General features: G+C 68.7%; 21 protein-coding genes. 8 read left to right on the forward strand and 13 right to left on the reverse strand.

Annotated features, from left to right (window positions below; all coding sequences use genetic code 11):
* Nucleotides 1-31 precede the first annotated feature (31 nt).
* Entirely contained in the window at nucleotides 32-1,639 is a 1,608-nt protein-coding gene (locus L3i22_RS21215) for a PAS domain-containing protein (RefSeq protein WP_221328695.1), read from the forward strand.
* A gap of 184 nt (nucleotides 1,640-1,823) precedes the next feature.
* Here L3i22_RS21215 and L3i22_RS21220 read toward each other — a convergent pair whose 3' ends face one another.
* From L3i22_RS21220 to L3i22_RS21230, 3 genes are all read right to left on the reverse strand, one after another.
* Nucleotides 1,824-2,591, reverse strand: a complete 768-nt coding sequence (locus L3i22_RS21220; protein ID WP_221328696.1) for an SDR family NAD(P)-dependent oxidoreductase — start codon at nucleotides 2,589-2,591, stop codon at nucleotides 1,824-1,826.
* A gap of 81 nt (nucleotides 2,592-2,672) precedes the next feature.
* Nucleotides 2,673-3,485, reverse strand: coding sequence for an SDR family NAD(P)-dependent oxidoreductase (locus L3i22_RS21225; RefSeq protein ID WP_255658461.1), 813 nt, complete (start codon nucleotides 3,483-3,485; stop codon nucleotides 2,673-2,675).
* A complete protein-coding gene (locus tag L3i22_RS21230) occupies nucleotides 3,482-4,492 on the reverse strand; it encodes a ketopantoate reductase family protein (RefSeq protein ID WP_370644488.1) in 1,011 nt (336 codons plus the stop codon). The genes L3i22_RS21225 and L3i22_RS21230 overlap by 4 nt, the downstream gene beginning before the upstream one ends.
* A 12-nt stretch (nucleotides 4,493-4,504) precedes the next feature.
* Here L3i22_RS21230 and L3i22_RS21235 point away from each other — a divergent pair, with 12 nt between their 5' ends.
* Nucleotides 4,505-5,521 (forward strand): zinc-binding dehydrogenase, encoded by a 1,017-nt coding sequence (locus L3i22_RS21235; protein WP_221328698.1) that lies wholly within the window; start codon nucleotides 4,505-4,507, stop codon nucleotides 5,519-5,521.
* 70 nt (nucleotides 5,522-5,591) lie between these two features.
* On the opposite strand, the gene L3i22_RS21240 is transcribed toward L3i22_RS21235, so the two are convergent.
* Together L3i22_RS21240 and L3i22_RS21245 are read right to left on the reverse strand one after the other, a co-directional pair.
* Entirely contained in the window at nucleotides 5,592-6,683 is a 1,092-nt protein-coding gene (locus L3i22_RS21240) for a phosphotriesterase (protein WP_221328699.1), read from the reverse strand.
* Nucleotides 6,680-7,654 (reverse strand): alpha/beta hydrolase, encoded by a 975-nt coding sequence (locus tag L3i22_RS21245; protein WP_221328700.1) that lies wholly within the window; start codon nucleotides 7,652-7,654, stop codon nucleotides 6,680-6,682. The genes L3i22_RS21240 and L3i22_RS21245 overlap by 4 nt, the downstream gene beginning before the upstream one ends.
* A gap of 234 nt (nucleotides 7,655-7,888) precedes the next feature.
* Here L3i22_RS21245 and L3i22_RS21250 point away from each other — a divergent pair, with 234 nt between their 5' ends.
* Together L3i22_RS21250 and L3i22_RS21255 are read left to right on the forward strand one after the other, a co-directional pair.
* Nucleotides 7,889-8,458 (forward strand): TetR/AcrR family transcriptional regulator, encoded by a 570-nt coding sequence (locus L3i22_RS21250; RefSeq protein WP_221328701.1) that lies wholly within the window; start codon nucleotides 7,889-7,891, stop codon nucleotides 8,456-8,458.
* A gap of 43 nt (nucleotides 8,459-8,501) precedes the next feature.
* Nucleotides 8,502-8,882: a hypothetical protein gene (locus L3i22_RS21255; RefSeq protein WP_221328702.1), complete on the forward strand. Its 381-nt coding sequence runs from the start codon at nucleotides 8,502-8,504 to the stop codon at nucleotides 8,880-8,882.
* A gap of 153 nt (nucleotides 8,883-9,035) precedes the next feature.
* Here the strand turns inward: L3i22_RS21255 and L3i22_RS21260 are convergent, their stop codons facing one another.
* From L3i22_RS21260 to L3i22_RS21280, 5 genes are all read right to left on the reverse strand, one after another.
* Complete coding sequence (locus tag L3i22_RS21260) at nucleotides 9,036-10,598, reverse strand: alkaline phosphatase (RefSeq protein ID WP_255658462.1); 1,563 nt, start codon at nucleotides 10,596-10,598, stop codon at nucleotides 9,036-9,038.
* 416 nt (nucleotides 10,599-11,014) lie between these two features.
* Nucleotides 11,015-11,329 carry a hypothetical protein gene (locus L3i22_RS21265; RefSeq protein ID WP_221328703.1) on the reverse strand — a complete coding sequence of 105 codons (315 nt, stop codon included), beginning with the start codon at nucleotides 11,327-11,329 and terminating at the stop codon, nucleotides 11,015-11,017.
* Between the two features lie 4 nt (nucleotides 11,330-11,333).
* Nucleotides 11,334-12,101 carry a hypothetical protein gene (locus L3i22_RS21270; RefSeq protein WP_221328704.1) on the reverse strand — a complete coding sequence of 256 codons (768 nt, stop codon included), beginning with the start codon at nucleotides 12,099-12,101 and terminating at the stop codon, nucleotides 11,334-11,336.
* Nucleotides 12,102-12,123: 22 nt separating this feature from the next.
* Nucleotides 12,124-12,483: a type VII secretion target gene (locus L3i22_RS21275; RefSeq protein ID WP_221328705.1), complete on the reverse strand. Its 360-nt coding sequence runs from the start codon at nucleotides 12,481-12,483 to the stop codon at nucleotides 12,124-12,126.
* Complete coding sequence (locus L3i22_RS21280) at nucleotides 12,480-12,806, reverse strand: hypothetical protein (RefSeq protein ID WP_221328706.1); 327 nt, start codon at nucleotides 12,804-12,806, stop codon at nucleotides 12,480-12,482. The genes L3i22_RS21275 and L3i22_RS21280 overlap by 4 nt, the downstream gene beginning before the upstream one ends.
* A gap of 174 nt (nucleotides 12,807-12,980) precedes the next feature.
* Between L3i22_RS21280 and L3i22_RS21285 the strand changes: the two genes are divergently transcribed.
* Complete coding sequence (locus L3i22_RS21285) at nucleotides 12,981-13,244, forward strand: hypothetical protein (protein WP_221328707.1); 264 nt, start codon at nucleotides 12,981-12,983, stop codon at nucleotides 13,242-13,244.
* A 154-nt stretch (nucleotides 13,245-13,398) separates the two neighbouring features.
* On the opposite strand, the gene L3i22_RS21290 is transcribed toward L3i22_RS21285, so the two are convergent.
* Together L3i22_RS21290 and L3i22_RS21295 are read right to left on the reverse strand one after the other, a co-directional pair.
* On the reverse strand, nucleotides 13,399-13,596 hold the full coding sequence (locus L3i22_RS21290) for a hypothetical protein (protein ID WP_255658464.1): 198 nt from the start codon (nucleotides 13,594-13,596) through the stop codon (nucleotides 13,399-13,401).
* 185 nt (nucleotides 13,597-13,781) lie between these two features.
* Complete coding sequence (locus L3i22_RS21295) at nucleotides 13,782-14,492, reverse strand: SDR family oxidoreductase (protein WP_221328708.1); 711 nt, start codon at nucleotides 14,490-14,492, stop codon at nucleotides 13,782-13,784.
* A gap of 155 nt (nucleotides 14,493-14,647) precedes the next feature.
* Between L3i22_RS21295 and L3i22_RS21300 the strand changes: the two genes are divergently transcribed.
* Nucleotides 14,648-15,115, forward strand: coding sequence for a helix-turn-helix domain-containing protein (locus tag L3i22_RS21300; RefSeq protein WP_221328709.1), 468 nt, complete (start codon nucleotides 14,648-14,650; stop codon nucleotides 15,113-15,115).
* A gap of 10 nt (nucleotides 15,116-15,125) precedes the next feature.
* Here the strand turns inward: L3i22_RS21300 and L3i22_RS21305 are convergent, their stop codons facing one another.
* Nucleotides 15,126-16,766 carry a cyclic nucleotide-binding domain-containing thioredoxin-disulfide reductase gene (locus L3i22_RS21305; RefSeq protein ID WP_221328710.1) on the reverse strand — a complete coding sequence of 547 codons (1,641 nt, stop codon included), beginning with the start codon at nucleotides 16,764-16,766 and terminating at the stop codon, nucleotides 15,126-15,128.
* 126 nt (nucleotides 16,767-16,892) lie between these two features.
* On the opposite strand from L3i22_RS21305, the gene L3i22_RS21310 reads away from it, so the two are divergent.
* Together L3i22_RS21310 and L3i22_RS21315 are read left to right on the forward strand one after the other, a co-directional pair.
* Nucleotides 16,893-17,717 (forward strand): carboxylesterase, encoded by an 825-nt coding sequence (locus L3i22_RS21310; RefSeq protein WP_221328711.1) that lies wholly within the window; start codon nucleotides 16,893-16,895, stop codon nucleotides 17,715-17,717.
* Complete coding sequence (locus tag L3i22_RS21315; RefSeq protein ID WP_221328712.1) at nucleotides 17,714-18,562, forward strand: enoyl-CoA hydratase/isomerase family protein; 849 nt, start codon at nucleotides 17,714-17,716, stop codon at nucleotides 18,560-18,562. Before L3i22_RS21310 ends, L3i22_RS21315 begins: the two co-directional genes overlap by 4 nt.
* The last annotated feature ends 8 nt before the right edge of the window (nucleotides 18,563-18,570 follow it).

An 18,570-nucleotide genomic window follows, 5' to 3' on the forward strand; every position in this document is an offset into this window, starting at 1 on the left:
GTTGGGTGTGTTGAGGGCCATCGCGTGGGCCGTGCTGGGAATCGGTAGCACGACCGCCATCGTTTACGGGGTCCGTCGCCACCGGCCGGCCCGGAGCGGACCCTGGCTGCTGCTGGCCGGCGCCATCGCGGCGAGCACCGCCGGCGACGTGCTGACCGCGCTCAACCGGCCCGGCCTGGCCGATGTCTGCTTCTACGTCATGATCGTGCTGGTCGCCGGCTGTCTGCTGCAGCTGACCCGGGTCGGCGCGATCCTGGTCGACCGGGCCCGGCTGATCGACCTGCTCGCGCTGGCGTGCTCGACGCTGCTGGCGGTCTGGGTGTTCGTCATCGGCGACGCGGGCCAGATCGGCGAAGTCTCCGGGGCGTACGTCATCGGCGCCCTGCTGCTGCTCGCGGTCGTCGTCCGGCTGCTGGTCGCCGTGGGCCGCAACCTCTCGGCCGTGCTGCTGGTCATCGGCGCGGTGGGGGTGCTGGTCAGCGACATCGCGCAGCCGCTGTGGCCGGGCCGGCTCAGCGAGTCCGGGTTCGTGGTGCTCTACCTGGCCTGGGGCGCCGCCGCGCTGCACCCGTCGATGCTGCGGCTCACCGACCCGGTGACGCCGCGGCCGAGCCCGTGGCGGGTGCGCTGGGCGGCGCTGCTGGGCATCTCGGTCGCCACCCCGCCGGTCGTGCTGATGATCGAGGCGGTCAACGGGACGGTCGGCGACGGCGTGGTGATCGCCGTGGCCGGTGCGATCACGCTGCTGCTGACCATCACGCGGCTGGCCGACTCGGTGACCCTCAACGGCCAGGCCCTGACCCGTGAGCGCGGCCTGCGCCAGGCCAGCGCCGCGCTGGTCGCCGCCGCCGACACCGCGGCCGTGGACCGGGCCGTGCGCGCCGCGATCGCCGAGCTGATGCCACCGGCCGCGATCCGCAGCACCGACTTCGCCGTCGAGGACCGCCAGCTCACGCCGGAAGCGGTGCCCGGCGCCGGCCCACCACGCCGCAGCTGGTGGGCCGGGAGCGTGCAGGGCGACTACGCCACGCTGGTCTGTCCGCTCTGGCTGGAGCCGCTCGACGTCGCCCGGCCCAGCGGCGGCGCCCTGACCCTGGTCGGCCGCCGCGACACCCTGAGCGCCACCCGCGACACCCTGGAGGTGTTGGCCGGTCAGGCGGCGCTCGCGCTCGATCGCATCTGCCTCGTGGAGGCGGTCGGGCGCCGCGACAGCGACCTCTATCTGCGCGCGGTGATCCGCAACAGCGCGGACATCATGGTGGTGATCGACCCGGACCGGCGCGTCCGCTACGCCAGTCCGTCGCTGCGCGAGCTGCTCGGCGTCGATGACCTGCCACCACTGGCCACCCTCGACGACCTGGTCGATCCCGACGATCGCGGTCAGCTGCGCCAGGCCTTCGACAGCGCGGGCGACGGCGTGGTGTTCTGCTCGCTGCGGCGCGCCGACGACAGCCAGGTGATGGTCGAAGCCACCTACCGCGACCTGCGCGAGGACCGTCTGGTCCAAGGCTTCGTCGTAACCATGCGGCGTTTCCCCCAGGGCCATGAGCCGAACGAGCAGCTGCGCCATGGCGACAACCTGGACGACCTACCGGCTCGGTTGAACCGGCGCAGCTCCCGAGACAAGTTCCGCTACTGACTCCGGAACCCGGCGACTCGAGCTACCGGGTCGCCGACACCACCGTCCGCACCCACGAGGCGGCGAACCAGACCGAGGCGGCCGCGGTCGAGCTGGCCACCCTCTCGCACCAGCTCCGGCTGGTCTCCGACCGCTTCCGTCTCTGACCCGGCCCCGCCGCTCGCCCACGTCGATCCAGGGTTGTTCAGGCGCGCATGGTGGTGCCGCCGTCGACGTTGAAGACCTGGCCGGTGGTCCAGGCGGACAAATCGGAGAGCAGGAACGCCGCGGTGGCGCCCAGGTCGGCCGGTTCGCCGTTTCGCCAGGACGGGGTCTGCTGCAAGATCAGTTCCCGGTACGCCTCGGGCAGGTTGAGCTTGGTCTGCTCGGTGAGCACCAGGCCGGGGGAGAGGCTGTTGGCTCGGATCCGGTCCTTGCCGTAGCGGCGCGCGACGTGCCGGGTGAGCGCGCTCACGCCCGCCTTGGTGACCTGGTAGGCCACCTTGTCGGGCATCCCGGCGTAGACGGCGTTGGAGATGGTGTTGACCACCGAGCCGCCCCCGCCGGCGATCATGTGCGGCAGCGCGTGCTTGAGGGTGAACAGGTAGCCGGTGAGGTTGACGTCGATGGTGCGCTGCCACGCCTGCAGGTCGATCGTGGTCACGTCGGTGTCCCGGGCGACCTGCTCGGGGCTGATGTTGGCGGCCACGTTGAACAGGCCGTCGATCCGGCCGTACTCCTTGATCGCCAGCTCGATCTGCGCGACGACCTGATCCTCGTCCGAGATGTCGGCAACCGTGGCGATCGCCTGGCCGCCGGCGTCGCGGGCCGCCTGCGCGGTGAAGGCGGCCGACGCCTCGACGATGTCGCTCACCACGATCTTCGCGCCGCCCGCGCCGAGCAGGGCGGCGGTCGCGGTAGCGATGCCCCCGGCGCCGGCGAAGACGACGACCTTGTCTTTCAGACCTTCCATGACACCCATCTCCGTTTCGTACGCGTTACCGAATACGAAACGTACATCTGTGTACGGATAGTTGCCAGGGCGGAAACGGCCTCAGTGCTGAGCGGCGGCGCCGACCTGCTCCCAGTCGGCCCAGGTCGCCAGCCGGTCGGCGTAGACGTGCTGGACCATCGGGGCCAGGCCGGTGCCGAACAGGACCCGCAACGGCGGCTGATCGGCGTCGACGACGCGCAGCAGAGCGGCTGCGGCAGCGGCCGGATCGCCCGCCTGTTGGTTGGCGTTGCCGGCGAAGAAGACGGCCCGGACCTGGTCGTAGGCGGGCAGCGGGTCGGCGCGCACGTTGGCGGCCATGCCGCCGGTGTCGAACAGGCCGGGCTCGATCAGGGTGACGTCGATGCCGAAGGGGGCGACCTCGCGGGCCAGGGCTTCGCTGAGGCCCTCCAGGGCCCACTTGGAGGCGTAATAGCCGCCGAGGTACGGAAACGCGGTGACGCCCCCGACCGACGAGATCTGCACCAGGTGGCCGTGGCCCTGGGCGCGCAGGATCGGCAGCACGGCCTGGGTGACCCGGAACGCGCCGAAGAAATTGGTCTCCAGTTGGTCGCGCAACTGCGTCTCGGAGACCTCCTCGATCATGCCGAGCAGCCCGTAGCCGGCGTTGTTGACCACGACGTCCAGCCGCCCGAAGTGGGCGTGGGCCGCCGTGACCGCGGCGTCGATCGAGGTGCGGTCGGTGACGTCCAGGGGCAGCGCCAGGACCGCGTCGCCGAACGCGTCGACCAGGCCGGCCAGCGCCGCGGTGTTGCGCGCGGTGGCCGCGACCCGGTCGCCGCGTTCGAGGGCGGCCTGGGTGAAGGCGCGGCCGAGCCCGCGCGAGGTGCCGGTGATGAACCAGGTCTTGCTCACAGTTGCTCCGTTTTCGATCGGTTGACCAGTTCGCGGAAGGCGGGGGCCGGGGTGCCCGCGGTGTCGGCCAGGTGCAGCAGCTCCTGGCTGATCAGCTCGACCTCGTCGCGCATGCTGTTGATCTGGCTGGTGCCCAGTTCCCAGGCGGCGCTGTCGAGGAAGCGGCCGAACGAGAACTCGATGGCGCGCCGGGGCAGTCGCTGCCAGAGCCGGAACCAGCCGGGCAGCACCGGCACGCGCAGGGCGTCGAGGGTCGCGTACAGCTCCTGGATGGACCGCACGCACAGCCGTAGCAGCTCCGGGTCGTGTGCGAGCCGGTGCGCGTCGCCGCCGGCCGCGTAGGTCGCGTTCGCGGTCGCGGCGACGAAGCTCTCGTGCGACTTGAGCCAGGCGTCGAGGTCGGGGCAGACCGCGGCGGAGAAGCCCGCCGCGTCGAACATCGAGGCCAGTTGCCGGACCCGGTCCGAACGCGACCCGTCGGGCTCGCCCAGCATCGTCTGCTGCATGAACCTGGGCGGAATGCGGTATCGCACGACGTGCCCGGCGCGCTCGCCACCGGCCCCCGGGAAGCCGGCCAGGGCGCGCTCGCCCACGGCGTCGACCAGCACGCGCGGGCCCTGTGCGTTGCTCACCATGAACAGCAGCGTGGGGATCGGGGTGGGGGCGAGCTCGGCCAGCACGGCGTCGAGGTGGGGCTTGCGGACGATCGCGATGGCCACGTCGAACTCGGCGCCGGCGTCGATGCGGTCGAGCGCCGGGACACGTACGCAATCCTGTCTGTCTTCGCCGATCTTCTCGATCACCAGGCCGTGCTCGCGGATCTGGGCCAGCCGTTGCGGTGACCGCTCGACGACCGTCACGTCCTGCCCGGCCTGCGCGAGCTTGGCCGCGTAGGCCGTGCCGAGCACGCCGGCGCCGATCACGAGCACTCTCATCTGTCGGTCCTCCCTCGATGCGGAACAGTAAACGTACAATAGTGTACGTTTATTGGGCAAGAACTTGACCATGGAGGTACGTCGATGAAGAGCGTGACTGTCACCGGGCCCGGCCGGCTCGCGACGATCGAGGTCGAGCGGCCGGTTGCCGGGCCGCGGGACGTGCTGGTGCGGATGAAGGCGTGCGGCATCTGCGGCGCCGACCCACACGCGCTGGCGCAGGGCGGCATCATGCCCGGCGCGGCCTCCTCGCCGATGGGACACGAGCCCGCGGGCGAGATCGTCGAGGTCGGCGCCGAGGTCACCGGCCTGGCCGTCGGCGACCACGTGGTGATCGACCCGACCGGGGTGGCCGACGCGATCATCGGCGGGGGCGGGCCGCAGGGTGCGCTCAGCGAGTTCCTGGCCGTGCGGGCGGCGGTCGCCGGCAAGAACGTGATCGTGCTGCCCGACCACGTTCCGTGGCACGTCGCCGCGCTGACCGAGCCGCTGGCGGTCGCCCGTCGCGCGGTCGACCGGACGAACCCCAAGCCTGAGCACACGGCGATCGTGTTCGGGGCCGGGCCGGTCGGGCTGGGCGCGCTGCTGGCGTTCAAGGCCCACGGCGTACGGCACGTGGTCGTCGCCGACGTGCAGCCGAGCCGGCTGGAGAAGGCGTTGCAGCTCGGCGCGGACGCGGTCATCGACTCCAGCACCGAGGACGTCCGGGCGCGGCTGGTCGAGCTGCACGGCGAGGGCACCGACGCCTTCGGGCGCCCGGGGCTGCCGGGCACCGACATCTACCTGGACGCGGCCGGGGTGCCGGCGGTGGCCCGCACGGTCTTCGCCGGGCCCAAGCTGGGCGCGGTGTTCGGCATCGTCGGGATCTACCACCAGAGCGTCGAGGTCGACTTCCAGCAGCTGATCCCGTCCGAGCTGACCATCGTGCACTCGATGGGCCACCCGAGCGAGATGGCCGAGGTGGCCGCGGACATCGCCGCCAACACCGACAAGTACGCGCTGATCGTCAGCGATCTGGTGCCCTTCGCCGAGACGGCCCGCGCCATCGACCTGGCCGGGCGCCCCGGCGCCACCGACAAGGTGGTCGTCACCTTCGACTGACCGGCGCCGGGGCCGCCGTCGCGAACGACGGCGGCCCCGGCCTCGGATCGTCGATGCGGCAGTCGCTGTGTCAGTGCGCGAGAATGCGGGCCGGGTTGTCGACGACCAGCGTGCGGTAGACGTCGTCGCCGAACCCGGCCCGCGTCAGAACCGGCGGCAGGAACTGCGGGAAGCGGGTGTAGCCGTAATAGCCGTAGGCCTTGCCGTTGACCTTGCTGGCGGTGTCGTGACCCAGGACGATCTGGTCGCCGTAGCCGGCGCGCAGCAACTGCACGAGTCCTTTGGCGCGGTCGTAGTCGTCGGGCAGGATCGCGGTGGTCGCCGACCAGGAGTCGAAGCCGATGTTGACGCCGTGGTCGAGGACCTTGCGCTGCAGCTCGGTCGAGACGGTGCGCACCGCGTCGGGATCGGCGACGTAGGAGTCGAGCGCGTCCCAGGGCCGCAGGAACGAGTCCATGTGGATCATGACGAGCCGGTCCGGGGACATGCCGGTGGCCAGGGCGATCTCGAGGCCGCGCAGAACCTGCTCGGACGACATCGGGAACGCGGTGTGCACGTGCAGACTCAGGCCCGTCTCGGCGGACAGCCGGCCCAGCGCGCGCAGGGTCGTCACCTCACTGGCGTGCAGGGGCGCGGCCGGGTCGACGGCCGACAGCGCGCACTTGAGCATGCCGGGTCGCAGGCCGGTGTCCTCGACTCCGGTGCTCACTTCGCGGGAGAAGAAGGCGTACAGGTCGTGCTCGTCGCGGTTCTCGAAGCCGGCGGGGCGGGCGTCGGCGACGTAGAGGCCGGTGGCGAACACGACGTGCACGTCGGCGCGCTCGGACGCGGCGAGCAGCTCGCGCACGTCGCCGCGCAGCCCGATCGGTGAGGCGTCGCAGATGGCCGAGCCGCCGACCTGCTTGAAGTAGGTGAGCTCGGCGGCGGTGAACTCGACGTCGCCGGCGGTGGCGCAGGCCGGCGACATGATCGCGCCGAAGTCGCGCAGGAAGGCCAGGTTGTCGGTGCGCAGCTCGAGCAGGGCCGCGGGCACCTCGGGCGCGCCGTAGCGTTTGATCAGGTTCGCCATCAGCGAGAACTCGGCGTTGAGGTGCTCGTGCATGCTGGTGTAACCGAGCTGCTCCGGGGCGATGTCGCCCCGGACCGTCGTCACTGCGCTCATGCGCGTGGTCCTTTCCGGTGCCATTGCCGATCGGTGAATCGGCGCAGTTCGCGGGTGCGGTCGTCGCTCTCGGGAGCGCCGATGAAGCCGATGTGGGTGGCGGCGTCGAAGACGTGCAGCTGCGCGTCGACGTCCGCTCGGCGCAGGGCGCGGTGCATGTTGACGGTGTTGGACAGGAACAGGTCCCGGGTGCCGCTGACCAGCAAGGTCGGCGGGAAGCCCGTGGTGAAGTCGCCGAACAGCGGGGACACGTACGGGTCGGTGAGCTCGTGCCCGCCGGCGTAGAGCAGGTTCGCCGGCATGAGGCGGCTGGTCAGCCCGGTGTCGAGGCCCATCAGGGTGCTGAACGAGTCGCCGGACTCGGTGAGGTCGATCTCGGGGGTCATCAGCACGGCGCCGGCCGGGAGCGGGAATCCTTCGTCGCGGGCCTTGAGGATGGCGGCCGCGGCCAGGTTCCCGCCGGCTGAGCTGCCGCCGATGATGATGTTCTCCGGCCCGGTTTCGCGCAGCAGGGCGCGGTAGACGGTGATGCAGTCGTCGACCCCGGCGGGGTAGGGGTGGTCGGGCGGCATCCGGTAGTCGACGGCCCACACCGTGGCGCCGACCATGCCGGCGGTGATGATGCCCAGCGCCCGGCAGCTCTCGCCGCCGCCCCAGAGCAGTGCGCCGCCGTGGACATCGAGGTAGACGGCCGGGTCGTCGGGCGCGAGGCCGTCGGGGGTCACGACATACACCCGTACGCCGTCGATGTTGATTTCTTTGGTCTTGGCCGGAATGTGCTGGGCCATCATCGACAGTCCGGCCACACCGATCCGATCCATCTGCGTGATCAGGGCCCGCCAGGCCTCGATGTCGTCCTGGGCGGGCCAGGGCGGATTCGAGATGCCGGCATTCTGGGTGAGCTGGGCTTGCGCCTCGGGGCTGAGCAGCGACGGAACCGGGATGTCGCGCGCGGGCAGGTGCATGGTCATCGAATGCCTTCCGTGGAAACCCCCGGCTTCGGCCGTGGGAGGAAACGGATCCGCTGCGGAGTGGGTCAGGGTGGTGGGTGCTCGCCGGAAGGCCTTGGCGGCTTCGTTTCCCCGGCGTTACAGAAACGTACACCCGTGTACGGATCGTGGCTAGGTTTCTGCCAGGGGCTGCGGCACGGTGATCGTGAGAATGCGTACATTAATGTACGGATAGTGACTAGTAAGGTGCTGAGCATGTCGGACCAGGTGCAGCGCACGATGCGGCGAGACGCCGTGCAGAATCGCGAGCGGCTGCTGGACGCGGCTCGCCAGGTCTTCGCCGAGCGCGGCGCCGATGTCGCCCTCGAAGAGGTCGCGCGACTGGCCGAGGTCAGCCGCACGACGCTCTACCGGCACTTCACGACGCGCGAACAGCTGGCAGTGACGATCTTCGAGGAGAACGTCGCCCTGATCGAACAGCGCTCGGCCGAGCTGCGCGAGACCGCGGGCGGCATCGTGATCCTGTTCGACTTCGTGCTCGATCAGCAGATGGCGAACCGGAGTCTGTCGCGGCTGCTGTCCGCGGCCGACCTGACCTGGCTCACCGGCCTGTCGGCCCGCACGATCGCGGCATTCGAGCCGCTGCTGCGCCGCGGTCTCGACGCCGGGCTGGTGCACCCGCAGGTCGCGATGGAGGACGTGATGCTGGCGTTCCCGATGGCGGCGGGCGCCATGGCCGACGGCGACATGGTGGGCCGGGCGGGCGCGGGGGACCGGGTGCGCGCGATGCTGCACCGGGCGTTGTTCACCGCCCGGGCGGCATAGTCATCACGCCGGTCGGCGCAGTAGTCGATTCCAGGGGTTGAAAATGATCAGTCCTTACGGGCAGATCTGGAACGAGGCCCTTCTGGTGGCCTCTGCCGGCAATGCCGGCGAGAGTGTGCCGCGTGGCCTGCTCATGCTTTCCCGCATCCAGCGAGTTTTTGGTGCGGTCGAGAGCGACGGCATCATCCACGCAATGGAGACCAACAGCGACGATCAGGTCCGGCATGCGATCGAGGCGTATCGCTACTTCGAACTTCCTGAGGAGGCAGAACTCCTCGAGGACTTGAGGGCACATCGGGGCGACGACGAATACATGAATGACAAAGAACCCGAGGTCGACCGCGTTCTGGATAGCGAGAGCCTAGACCGGGCGGTAAAAGGAAGAATCGCTGCGTGGCCGCACGATTTCAACGTGGCGTCTTGACAATTGGTCGAGACGAGGTTGATGGATCGCGTCCGACGGTCGCGCCGGGCCGATGGCCGGACGCATGTCCGGCCATCGGCCCGGTTCAGGCTCGTCCGACCAGTGTCTTGGCCGCCGAGCCGACCTGCGAAAACCCGCGGGTCAACGGCGTGACTAGCTTGTGACCAGGGTGGACGTGCCGGATTCGACGGTGTACGAGGCGGTGGTGGTGACCGGAGCCTCCCGTACGGCGATCGTCTCGACCGTGCGTGCGTCGGTGCGCCACTCGTGGCGGTTGACCGCGCACCGCAGGTATCCACGGCGGGAACCGTCGAAATACCGTACGTGCGGGTTGAGAATGGGGTTTAGAGCTTTGATCGGCGCATCGTAGGCGGCGGGGAAGTCGGAGCTGATCGAGGTGGCCGTGAACTCGACCGCCACGGAGGCCTGCTCGGGCCGGTCGAAGTCGAGCTTGAGCTCGCTGAACCAGCTCGAGTGGATGTCGCCGGCGAGCACCACCGGGTTGGCGACCTTGGCGTCGTGCAGGTGCTGCAGCAGCCGGGTGCGCTGCGGCGCGTAACCGTCCCACTGGTCGAGGTTGGCCAGCGTGGTGGGCCCGGCGCCGGTCGGGTTGGGGAACTTGGTGCGGCTCATCATCACCTGCTGGGCGATGACGTTCCACCGGGCGGGGCTGCGGTCGAGGCCGTGCAGCAGCCAGCGCTCCTGGTCCTCACCGGTCAGCGTGCCGGTGGTGTTGGCGAGCCCGGCCTCGGCCAGGCCGAAGTCGCCGGAGAAGCCGCCGGGCTGGTCGGTCCGGTACTGCCGGGTGTCGAGCACGTTGAAGCGCACCAGCCGCCCGTAGTCGAAGCGGCGGAAGATGCGCAGATCGGCGCTGCCAGGGTGCAGGTTGGCGCGGATCGGCATGTGCTCGTAGTACGCCTGGTACGCGGCCGCCCGCTGCTTGGCGAACTCCGCCGGGGTCTGCCGCTTGGCGCCGGTGTCGTCGACCTCGTCGGTCAGGGTGGCGTAGTTGTTCTCGGTCTCGTGGTCGTCCCAGGTGACGATCCACGGGAACGCCGCGTGGGCCGCCTGCAGCGCCGGGTCGCCCTTGTACTGGGTGTGCCGGGCCCGGTAGTCGTCGAGCGTGACGAGCTGGTCGAGGCCGAGGGTCGCCGGGGTGGTGTGCCGGCGATCGGCGTACACGCTGGACGGGTCGTACTCGTAGATGTAGTCGCCCAGGTGGAAGACGACGTCGAGGTCCTCGTCCGCCAGTCCCCGGTACGCTGGCCAGTAGCCGTTCTGCAGGTCCTGGCAGTTGACGATGCCGAAGCGCAGCGAGCTGGCCGCGGACGCGGTCTTGGTTCGGCCGGTGGGGCTGATCCGCCCCAGCGCCCGGAAGCGGTAGAAGTACTCGTGGCCGGCGTCCAGGCCGCGGGCGTCGACGTGCACCGAGTGTGCGAGCTCGGGACGAGCGTAGGTGCGTCCCGAGCGGACGACCCGCCGGAAGTGCTCGTCGCGGGCGACCTGCCAGTCGACCTCGATGGCCTTGTGCGGCAGGCCACCCTCCTTGATCAGGCGGGTCCAGAGGATCACGGCGTCGGGCAGCGGGTCGCCGCTGGCCACACCGATGGGGAACAGGTCGGCCGGCGCGGACGCGTACGCGGCGCCGCCGCCGGGCAGTGCGATGGCACCGGCGGCGATGGCGGCGCCGGAGAGAAGTTGACGACGAGTGGGCATGTCGATCAGCCAATCCGCCGTCCGTGACCACAGGGTGACGCCGAAGTGGATGCCGCACTACCCATTGACGGCGCTGGCTGGCCGAGAAGTGGACGGGCGTTTGTCAGGTCGGCACGTCGAACGGTGTCGTCAGAAATGCTCGGCAGAACGAGGCGCAGCCAACGGAACCTGGGTGCCCGGTGAGGACCCACATCTGGGGCCCCGTCACGCAGCGTGGCCGCCGGTGTTCGGCGGGCCACGTCCTGGTGGCGGGTATGCCGCGCGGTCGAGCTAGTGCCTCGTCTTTGACCGTTGGCGGTGTAGTCCGTCGGTTCTGAGGCTGCTTAGGGCCGGCTGTTGCTCTCGCTGTTGTGTGGGAGGTTATGGCTTGAGCAGCGAAAACGTTGCGGTACGCGCATGCAACCGCACTGACGGTCTCAGCGGTCGCGGAAGGGCGCGTCCGGACCGTACGCCTCTCTGGTTTCCCGCTCGAACTCCGCACGCTGCTCCTCGGAAAGGCCGGCCTCCCAGTCCTTGTACCGCTGAAACTGATCCATGAACACGCCCGAGTAGATCGAGGTTCGCGTCAGGTCCCGCAGCGTGATGCTGCCGTCAAGAAGGCCACGGGCGATCTCTTGAAGTTCTGGGCCGCCGTTGCCGTTCTTCAACCGTTCTAGGCTGTCCTTGACGGTGCGCGCCACCCGCGGTGAGCTGACCGTCGTCTCGATCTGACGTTCTAATTCATCATTCATTGATTCACATCTCAGGTGAGACGTAGGGGGCATTAGGAAGTGGAACGCTCGACAGGTCGCCACCCTGGTAAGCGAGCGACATGCCTTCCCCGAGGAGTCCGAGAATAACCGTTCCGGCAGTGTTGATGATCGTAGAAGCCCTGTTGATGAGCGTGAGCATATCCAGAACGATCAGGGCGGCGGCTCCCATGCCCGCACCACCAACGACAGCACCGACACCGGTCCCCATGAGAGCGCCGCTTGCGCCCACAGTTAGGCCGAACAAAATGGCGTTATCCGCAAGAGCCTGGAAAACGTTGCCAAGCTGATTGGAAACCTGCCACGCCCCTGTCGCTGCTTTATGGTACGTCTCCCCACCGGGATAGATCGCTACCTGCTGACCGCTCGTCTTGGTGGCTAGATTCGAGAAGTAGGCGTAGGCGGCATCGCTTGCATTCCCGTCCCAGACACCATCGACCTGACTAAAACCGGCCTGAATATCGACGCCGATCTGCTGCATGCACCCAGCAAGATTGGTCATAGCGTCGCCGAACTTCCAGACTCCCTCCCAGTCCCCGGCAAGCCATTCGGTGAACCATCCGAAGACGTCAACTCCAGTGATTCCTTCGATAGCCTCATTGAGCCAGGCTGAAGGGCTGATAGCGTTGAAAAGGTCGAGCGGGTTGACGAATCCGTTGCTGATTGATTCGTCAGGTTCGCCAGGTTCGACGAGGTAGTCAGTAGGGTCTCTCCACCCCGGTACAGTTAGCGCCTGAGAGTTGTCATCCTGCACTGAATTCCCCGTTCAGTGACGGCTAGTCCCGTGAAGGATTAGCTCTCGCCCCAGGTGGATTAGCTTTCGCCCTAGGTATCTGTGGAAGTGAATCATCGATCTGAGACGCCGACCATCTATCAGTGTTCTCATAGCTGGCGGCTGACTTCGTCAGCGCACCACCGGAGGATTCGAGAAGTTTGGCGAGCTGGTCGAGCATCTTGTTCAGATCGTCGACATAGTTGTCATGAAAGCCAACCAGTTTTCCAATTAGACCTTGCTGATGAACGTTCAGTGCGCCGTACTTGTTGACATAATCTTTCGCCCTTTGGGCCGCTTGATTAAGCCCAGCAAGGTGGGTCGCGTAGATTCTCAATGCTTCCGGATCGACATTGAGCGTCATGACCCGTTCACCGCAATGATGGAGTAGGCGGTAGCGATGAGGAGAACCAGCCCGATCACGGTGTAAAGGGCGCAATGCCGCCAGAGCGGCTTCAGGCTATCGGGATCAGACGTTCTGTGAAGCTTGACCGCATCGATCATCGCCGGAACAAACGCTGCCGCCGGCAGCAAGAACAAACCCCAAACCACAGGGTTGGTCTCCACCCCACTTACCAGCCTTGCCGCACCACTTATCAGGATCATGATGTAAATGAAAGTGAGCAGGAACGCGACTTTGCCCACAAGTCGCTGCATCCTGATCGTTGCTTCCTGTGGAGTCTCCACATTTCCTCCGCCTGGTAACGAACCGCGTGAGGGTATCAATAATCGTCCATCGATGTTGCCCTGCCCGCCTCGCACCGAGTGATACAGCCGTCATTCGCCCCGGGTTCACCCGCAGGCGTCAACAGTCGGCAAGCCGACAGAGTCGACCTTGGCCGGTGGCATCAGCATGTAAGCGTGACGCTCGCCGCGGATACGACCTCAGGCGGGTCCAACGTGACGTTGATCATTGCGGTGATCGGCGTCCTTGGGACTCGCGCCGGCGATCTTGTCACGCAGTGGCTTACGGACCGCAGAGAAGAACGCCGATGGGCTCGTGAGCGCGAGCAAGAGGCAAAACGCTGGGAGCGCGAACGCCAGGAGCGCAAAGAGCAGCGGCAGCGCGAGGATTCCGCGCGCCCTATCACGACAGCCAATCGAAGCCGAGAAGGAAGCGGTTGACGCCATCGGGGATCTGCCAAGGTGAACGGCCTTTTTGTGGGACTTACTGATCGCGGTCTCGCTCGCTAGCCCACCTGGTTCAAGCGGCACAGATCCGCAAACTTCCAGACAGCGCAAGAACTACGACTAAATCTTTTGGCCTCTTTAACGATCTCTACATATTCGATGTGAAGTCGGGGTCGTTGCTGGCCTTGCAGGTCTTCGGCTGCTGCCAGGTGACGCCGCGTTCGTGCAGGATCCGCCGGACGGTCTCGGTGCTGATCGCGTCAAGGTAGCCGGAGTCGATCAGGTAGTCACGCAGCTTGGACAGTGACCAGGTGGAGAACTGCTGGCCGAGGGGTCGGGGGCACACCGGGCGATCACGCAGATCCGGTCGCGGGTCTGCTCATTGACCTTGTTCGGTGTGCCCCTCTCCATTTTGGGTCCAGAGCGTCGGCCCACCCGGCATCACCTCTCGCACCACAGCGAGAGGAACAGCCTGCCCCGAAGCGGCCTCAGAACCGACGGATTACACGGCCAACATTCAACGGCGAGTAATTAGCCGGCCGCTGGGGTCAAGCCGTACAGGTCGCCGATGCTGCCGGAGAGGGCGGCCTTGACCGCGACCGCCCGGTCGTCGGCCAGCACCTCGTGCTCGCCGTTCTCCAGGCCGTCGAAGCCGGCGCGCACGATGTCGGCCGGGTCGTTCTTCTCGTCGGTGACCATGGAGATCATCGGGGTGTCGGTGTAGCCCAGGTGCAGCCCGACGACCTGGGTGTGCTGGGCGGCGAGCTCGACCCGGAAACTGTTGGTGGCCGACCAGAAGGCGGCTTTGGCGGCGCTGTAGCCGCCGGCGACGCCCAGCCAGCTCAGCACCGAGTGCACGTCGAGGAAGGCGCCGCCGCCGTTGGCGCCCAGGATCGGGGCGAAGGCCCGGTTGACCAGGACGGCGCCGAAGAAGTTGGTCTCGAAGATCTCCCGGATCCGCTGCATCGAGGTGCCGGTGATGGTGTCGCCGTGGGTGTAGATGCCGGCGTTGTTGATGACCACGGTGGTGTCCCCGGCCGCGGCGACCGCGGCGGCGACCGACTCCTCGCTGGTGACGTCGAGCCGCAGTGGCACGACGCGCTCGTCGTGCCACTGCCGCGGCGTACGGGCGGTGGCGTAGACCTTGGCCGCGCCACGCTCGAGTGCCTGCTTGACGAACTGCTGGCCGAGGCCGCCGTTGGCGCCGGTCACGAAGACGACAGCGTCCTTGATGCTGGTCATGAAGCCCTCCCAGGCTGAATTGGTAAACACAACCTAGCAGTGGATCGGTCGCCGGAGAGCGCTTTGTGGCCGCCGCCTCATCTGGGTTGCAAAAACCAACTCAGGGGCTATTTTGAGCGATGACCAACGCCGCGATCGGATCAGGAAGGCCCCTCATGACCATTGCCAAGCTCGCGGACTCCAGCTGTGCGGTCTCGCGCAGCCTGGCCGTCCTCGGCGAACGCTGGACGCTGCTGATCGTCCGGGACGCGCTGGCCGGCACCACGAAGTTCGACGCGTTCCGCGAGTCGTTGCGCATCGGCGCCGACGTGCTCACCGAGCGGCTGGCCACCCTGGTGGACTCCGGCGTGCTGGAGAAGGTCGCCTACCGGGAACCGGGGCACCGCGGACACTTCGAGTACCACCTGACCGAGGCCGGGCGGCAACTGCACGTGGTGATCGGCGGCCTGCAGCTGTGGGGCGACGCGAACCTGCCCCGGCCGTCCGGGCCGGCCACACAGCGCCTCGACCGGCGCACCGGCAAGCCCGTCCGCGTCGCGTTCGTCGACGAGGACGGGCGTCAGCTGCCCGACGAGAAGATCGACGTCGTGTACCGCAACGGCTTTCCGAACCGTTCTGCCTGACGGGGCCGGGTCAGGCGCTGACCGTGCGCAGCGCGGCGTGTACCGAGCTGACCGCGCTGGCACCTTCACCGACCGCGGCGGCCACCCGCTTCATCGACCCGGCGCGGACATCGCCGGCGGCGAAGACGCGGGGCAGGCTGGTCTCGAACGGCAGCGGCCGGCGGTCCAGCTCGGTCCACCGCTGACCCAGCTCGGCGTCGTGCAGCTGGGAATCCGTACGCAAGAAGCCGTTTTTATCGGTTGCCAGCCCGGCGAGCCAGGCGGTGGCCGGGGTCGCGCCGATGAAGCAGAACAGGCCCGCGCATTCCTGCGCCGGCGTGCCGGTGAGGGTGATCTGCCGCAGGTGGCTGTCGCCATGCAGGGCGGTGACCTCGGTGCCGGTGCGCACGGTGATGGCGGGGTCGGCCAGGATCCGATCGGCCAGGTAGGACGACATGCCGGCGCGCAGGTCGGCTCCGCGGACGACCAGGGTGACCCGGCTGCCGCGGGCGGCCAGGTAGAGCGCGGCCTGACCGGCCGAGTTGGCCCCGCCGACCACCGCTACCGGCTGTCGGCCGCAGGCGCGGGCCTCGATCTCGGTCGCGGCGTAGTAGATGCCGGCGCCCTCGAAGTCGGCCCAGCGCTGCAGCGGCAGTGCCCGGTATCTCGCGCCGGTGGCGATCACCGCGGCGCGGGCGCGGATGGTGGTGGCGTCGGCGAGCACGACGCGGACCCGGTCCGGTTCGGAGTGCAGCTCGGCGACCTGGCAGGGGCTGGCGATCCGGGCGCCGAACTTCTGCGCCTGTACGGCGGCGGCCGCGGTGAGGTCGTTGCCGCTGATGCCCGAGGTGAAGCCGAGGTAGTTCTCGATCCGGGAGCTGGCCGCGGCCTGCCCGCCGGCGGCGACCGAGTCGAGCACCAGGGTGCGCAGGCCCTCGGAGGCGCCGTAGACGCCGGCGGCCAGCCCGGCCGGTCCGGCGCCGATGACCACCAGATCCACCTCTTCGTCGCTGCGGGGCCGGTAGGACAGGCCCAGATGTTCGGCGAGCAGGCTGGTCGTCGCGTGCCGCAGCACCGCGCCGGGCGTGATGACCACGGGCAGGTCGCCGGTCGAGGCGTCGACGGCCCGGGCGAGCGCGGCCCCGGCCGGGCTGGCGATGTCGTTCCAGGTGTGCGGGAGCTGGAGCCGGGCGGCGTAGGTCCGCAGGGCGAGCGCGGCCGCGGAGGCGTCACTGCCGACGATCTCCAGGGTGCGCGCGGCCTGCCCGTCGCGCAGATCGCGGCGCCGGGCGATCAGGGCGCGCAGGACGATGTCGGACAGCTCCGGGTCGCGGTCCATCAGCGCCCGGAAGGCGCCGGCGTCGAGCCGGCGCACCAGCGACGCCTCGGTGGCGCGCGCGCCCAGATAGGCCGACTGCTGGGTGAGCAGGTTGAGCTCGCCGGTGAACTGGCGCGGGCCGTAGGTCGCGACGATCGCCTCGTCGTCGTCGGCCGTCGCGGGCCGCACGATGGCCACCGCGCCCGACTCGATCAGGATCATGTCGCTGTCGTCGCCGGCGCGGAAGATCCACGTGCCGGCCGGCGCGTCGGCCGCGATGCCGTAGGCGCTCAATCGCTGCCACTGCTCGCCGGTGAGCCGGGGGCGCGCCTCGCTCGTGATCGGTGCGGTCATCGTTGCTCCTTCACGTACCTGGATTGTGAAAAACAACGTAGCAGGTGCATCTGAATTGTTTTTTCCAACCTAGAGTGTCAGAGTGGGCACCCGACGGCGCCCGCCGTCATCCCGCGAGGAGAGCTGATGTCCGCACCACACGTTCCGGTCAAACCGGTGGTATTCATCCACGGGCTGTGGATCCACAGCGCCGCCTGGCAGCCCTGGCATCAGGTGTTCGCCGACGCCGGCTACCAACCGCACGCGCCCGGCTGGACCGGCGACGCCGCCACCGCCGCGGCCACCCGCAACCGGCCCGAGGCGCTGGCCGGGCTCGGCGTCGCCGAACTCACCGCCGGCTACGCCCGATACATCGAGACACTCCCGGTGAAGCCGATCGTCGTCGGCCACTCGTTCGGCGGACTGATCGCGCAGAAACTGCTGGCCGACGGGCTGGTCGAGGCCGCCGCCGCGCTGAGCCCGGCGCCGATCAAGGGGGCCACCAAGCTGCCGCTGGCGCAGATCCGCTCCGCCCTGCCGGTGCTGCGCAACCCGAAGAACAAGACCCGTGCCGTCGCGCTGACCGCGCGGCAGTTCCGGTACGGCTTCGGCAACGCGATCGGCAAGGACGAGGCCCGCAAGCTGTACGACACGTACGCGATCCCCGGCCCCGGACGGCCGATCTTCGAACTCACCGCCGCCAAGAAGGACCCGCAGTCGCCGACCGCGGTCGACCTGACCGCCGTCCGCGGACCGCTGCTGATCACCGGGGCCAGCCACGACCACACGGTCCCGGAAGTCGTCAGCCGGCAGGCGTTCGACCTCTACGCCGGATCGCCCTCGGTCACCGACTACCACGCCTTCGACGGCCGCGGTCACTCCCTGGTCTTCGACAGCGGCTGGGCGGACGTCGCCCAGTACGTGGTGCGCTGGTTCACCCGCCTGCACCGATCGGAAAGGGACGGCTCATGAGCTTCCTCGAGGACTTCACGCCCACCCACCTGAAGCTGACCGTCGAATCGCCGACGTTCTGGCGGGTGAGCTTCGACAACCCGCCGGTCAACGTGATCGGCCCGCCGCTGATCAGCGACCTCAAGACGCTGCTCACCGAGTTGGAGGGCAACGACACCGTCAACGTCGTGCTCTTCGACAGCGCCGACCCCGACTTCTTCCTGGCCCACTGGGACCTGGCCGCCGACCCGGCGCAGGCCGAGGCGCTGCCCAGCCCGACCGGATACGCCGCCTGGGCCGACGTCACCGTGCGCCTGAGCAAGCTCGCCGCGGTCACGATCAGCGCGATCCGGGGCATCGCCCGCGGCGCCGGCAGCGAGTTCGCCCTGGCCACCGACATGCGTTTTGCCAGCCTGGAGAAAGCCGTCCTCGGCCAGATGGAGGTCGGCTTCGCCGCGGTCGCCGGCGGCGGCGCCGGCGGGCGTCTTCCCGCCCTGGTCGGCCGGGGCCGCGCCTTCGAGATCCTGCTCGGCGGCACCGACTACGACGGGGCCACCGCCGAGAAGTACGGCTACGTCAACCGCGCGATCCCGGACGAGGCGTTCGAGGCGTTCGTCACCGCGTACGCCACCCGCGTCGCGGGCTGGAACCACCAGGCGCTCGCCGAGATCAAGTCCTTCGTCAACAAGTACACCCGGCTGCCCGACGCCGAGTTTCCGCTGCACTCCGACGCGTTCTGGAGCGCCGCGGCCAACCGCCCCGAGTTCCGCACCACCGCCACCCGGCTGTTCGACAAGGGACTGCAGCAGCGCGCAGCACTGGAATACCACCTCGGCGAGGACATCGCCGGCATCGCCCAGAGCTGACCCACCCG

Source organism: Actinoplanes sp. L3-i22, from assembly GCF_019704555.1.
GTDB lineage: Bacteria > Actinomycetota > Actinomycetes > Mycobacteriales > Micromonosporaceae > Actinoplanes.

Coding starts and splice junctions, on each gene's coding strand:
- L3i22_RS21240 (WP_221328699.1), bottom strand. CDS start 6,683: ATGAGCGCAGTGACGACGGTCCGGGGCGACATCGCCCCGGAGCAGCTC.
- L3i22_RS21265 (WP_221328703.1), bottom strand. CDS start 11,329: ATGAATGATGAATTAGAACGTCAGATCGAGACGACGGTCAGCTCACCG.
- L3i22_RS21315 (WP_221328712.1), top strand. CDS start 17,714: ATGAGCTTCCTCGAGGACTTCACGCCCACCCACCTGAAGCTGACCGTC.
- L3i22_RS21230 (WP_370644488.1), bottom strand. CDS start 4,492: ATGGTCAAGTTCTTGCCCAATAAACGTACACTATTGTACGTTTACTGT.
- L3i22_RS21260 (WP_255658462.1), bottom strand. CDS start 10,598: ATGCCCACTCGTCGTCAACTTCTCTCCGGCGCCGCCATCGCCGCCGGT.
- L3i22_RS21235 (WP_221328698.1), top strand. CDS start 4,505: ATGAAGAGCGTGACTGTCACCGGGCCCGGCCGGCTCGCGACGATCGAG.
- L3i22_RS21305 (WP_221328710.1), bottom strand. CDS start 16,766: ATGACCGCACCGATCACGAGCGAGGCGCGCCCCCGGCTCACCGGCGAG.
- L3i22_RS21310 (WP_221328711.1), top strand. CDS start 16,893: ATGTCCGCACCACACGTTCCGGTCAAACCGGTGGTATTCATCCACGGG.
- L3i22_RS21220 (WP_221328696.1), bottom strand. CDS start 2,591: ATGGAAGGTCTGAAAGACAAGGTCGTCGTCTTCGCCGGCGCCGGGGGC.
- L3i22_RS21250 (WP_221328701.1), top strand. CDS start 7,889: ATGTCGGACCAGGTGCAGCGCACGATGCGGCGAGACGCCGTGCAGAAT.
- L3i22_RS21275 (WP_221328705.1), bottom strand. CDS start 12,483: ATGACGCTCAATGTCGATCCGGAAGCATTGAGAATCTACGCGACCCAC.
- L3i22_RS21300 (WP_221328709.1), top strand. CDS start 14,648: ATGACCATTGCCAAGCTCGCGGACTCCAGCTGTGCGGTCTCGCGCAGC.
- L3i22_RS21245 (WP_221328700.1), bottom strand. CDS start 7,654: ATGACCATGCACCTGCCCGCGCGCGACATCCCGGTTCCGTCGCTGCTC.
- L3i22_RS21255 (WP_221328702.1), top strand. CDS start 8,502: ATGATCAGTCCTTACGGGCAGATCTGGAACGAGGCCCTTCTGGTGGCC.
- L3i22_RS21295 (WP_221328708.1), bottom strand. CDS start 14,492: ATGACCAGCATCAAGGACGCTGTCGTCTTCGTGACCGGCGCCAACGGC.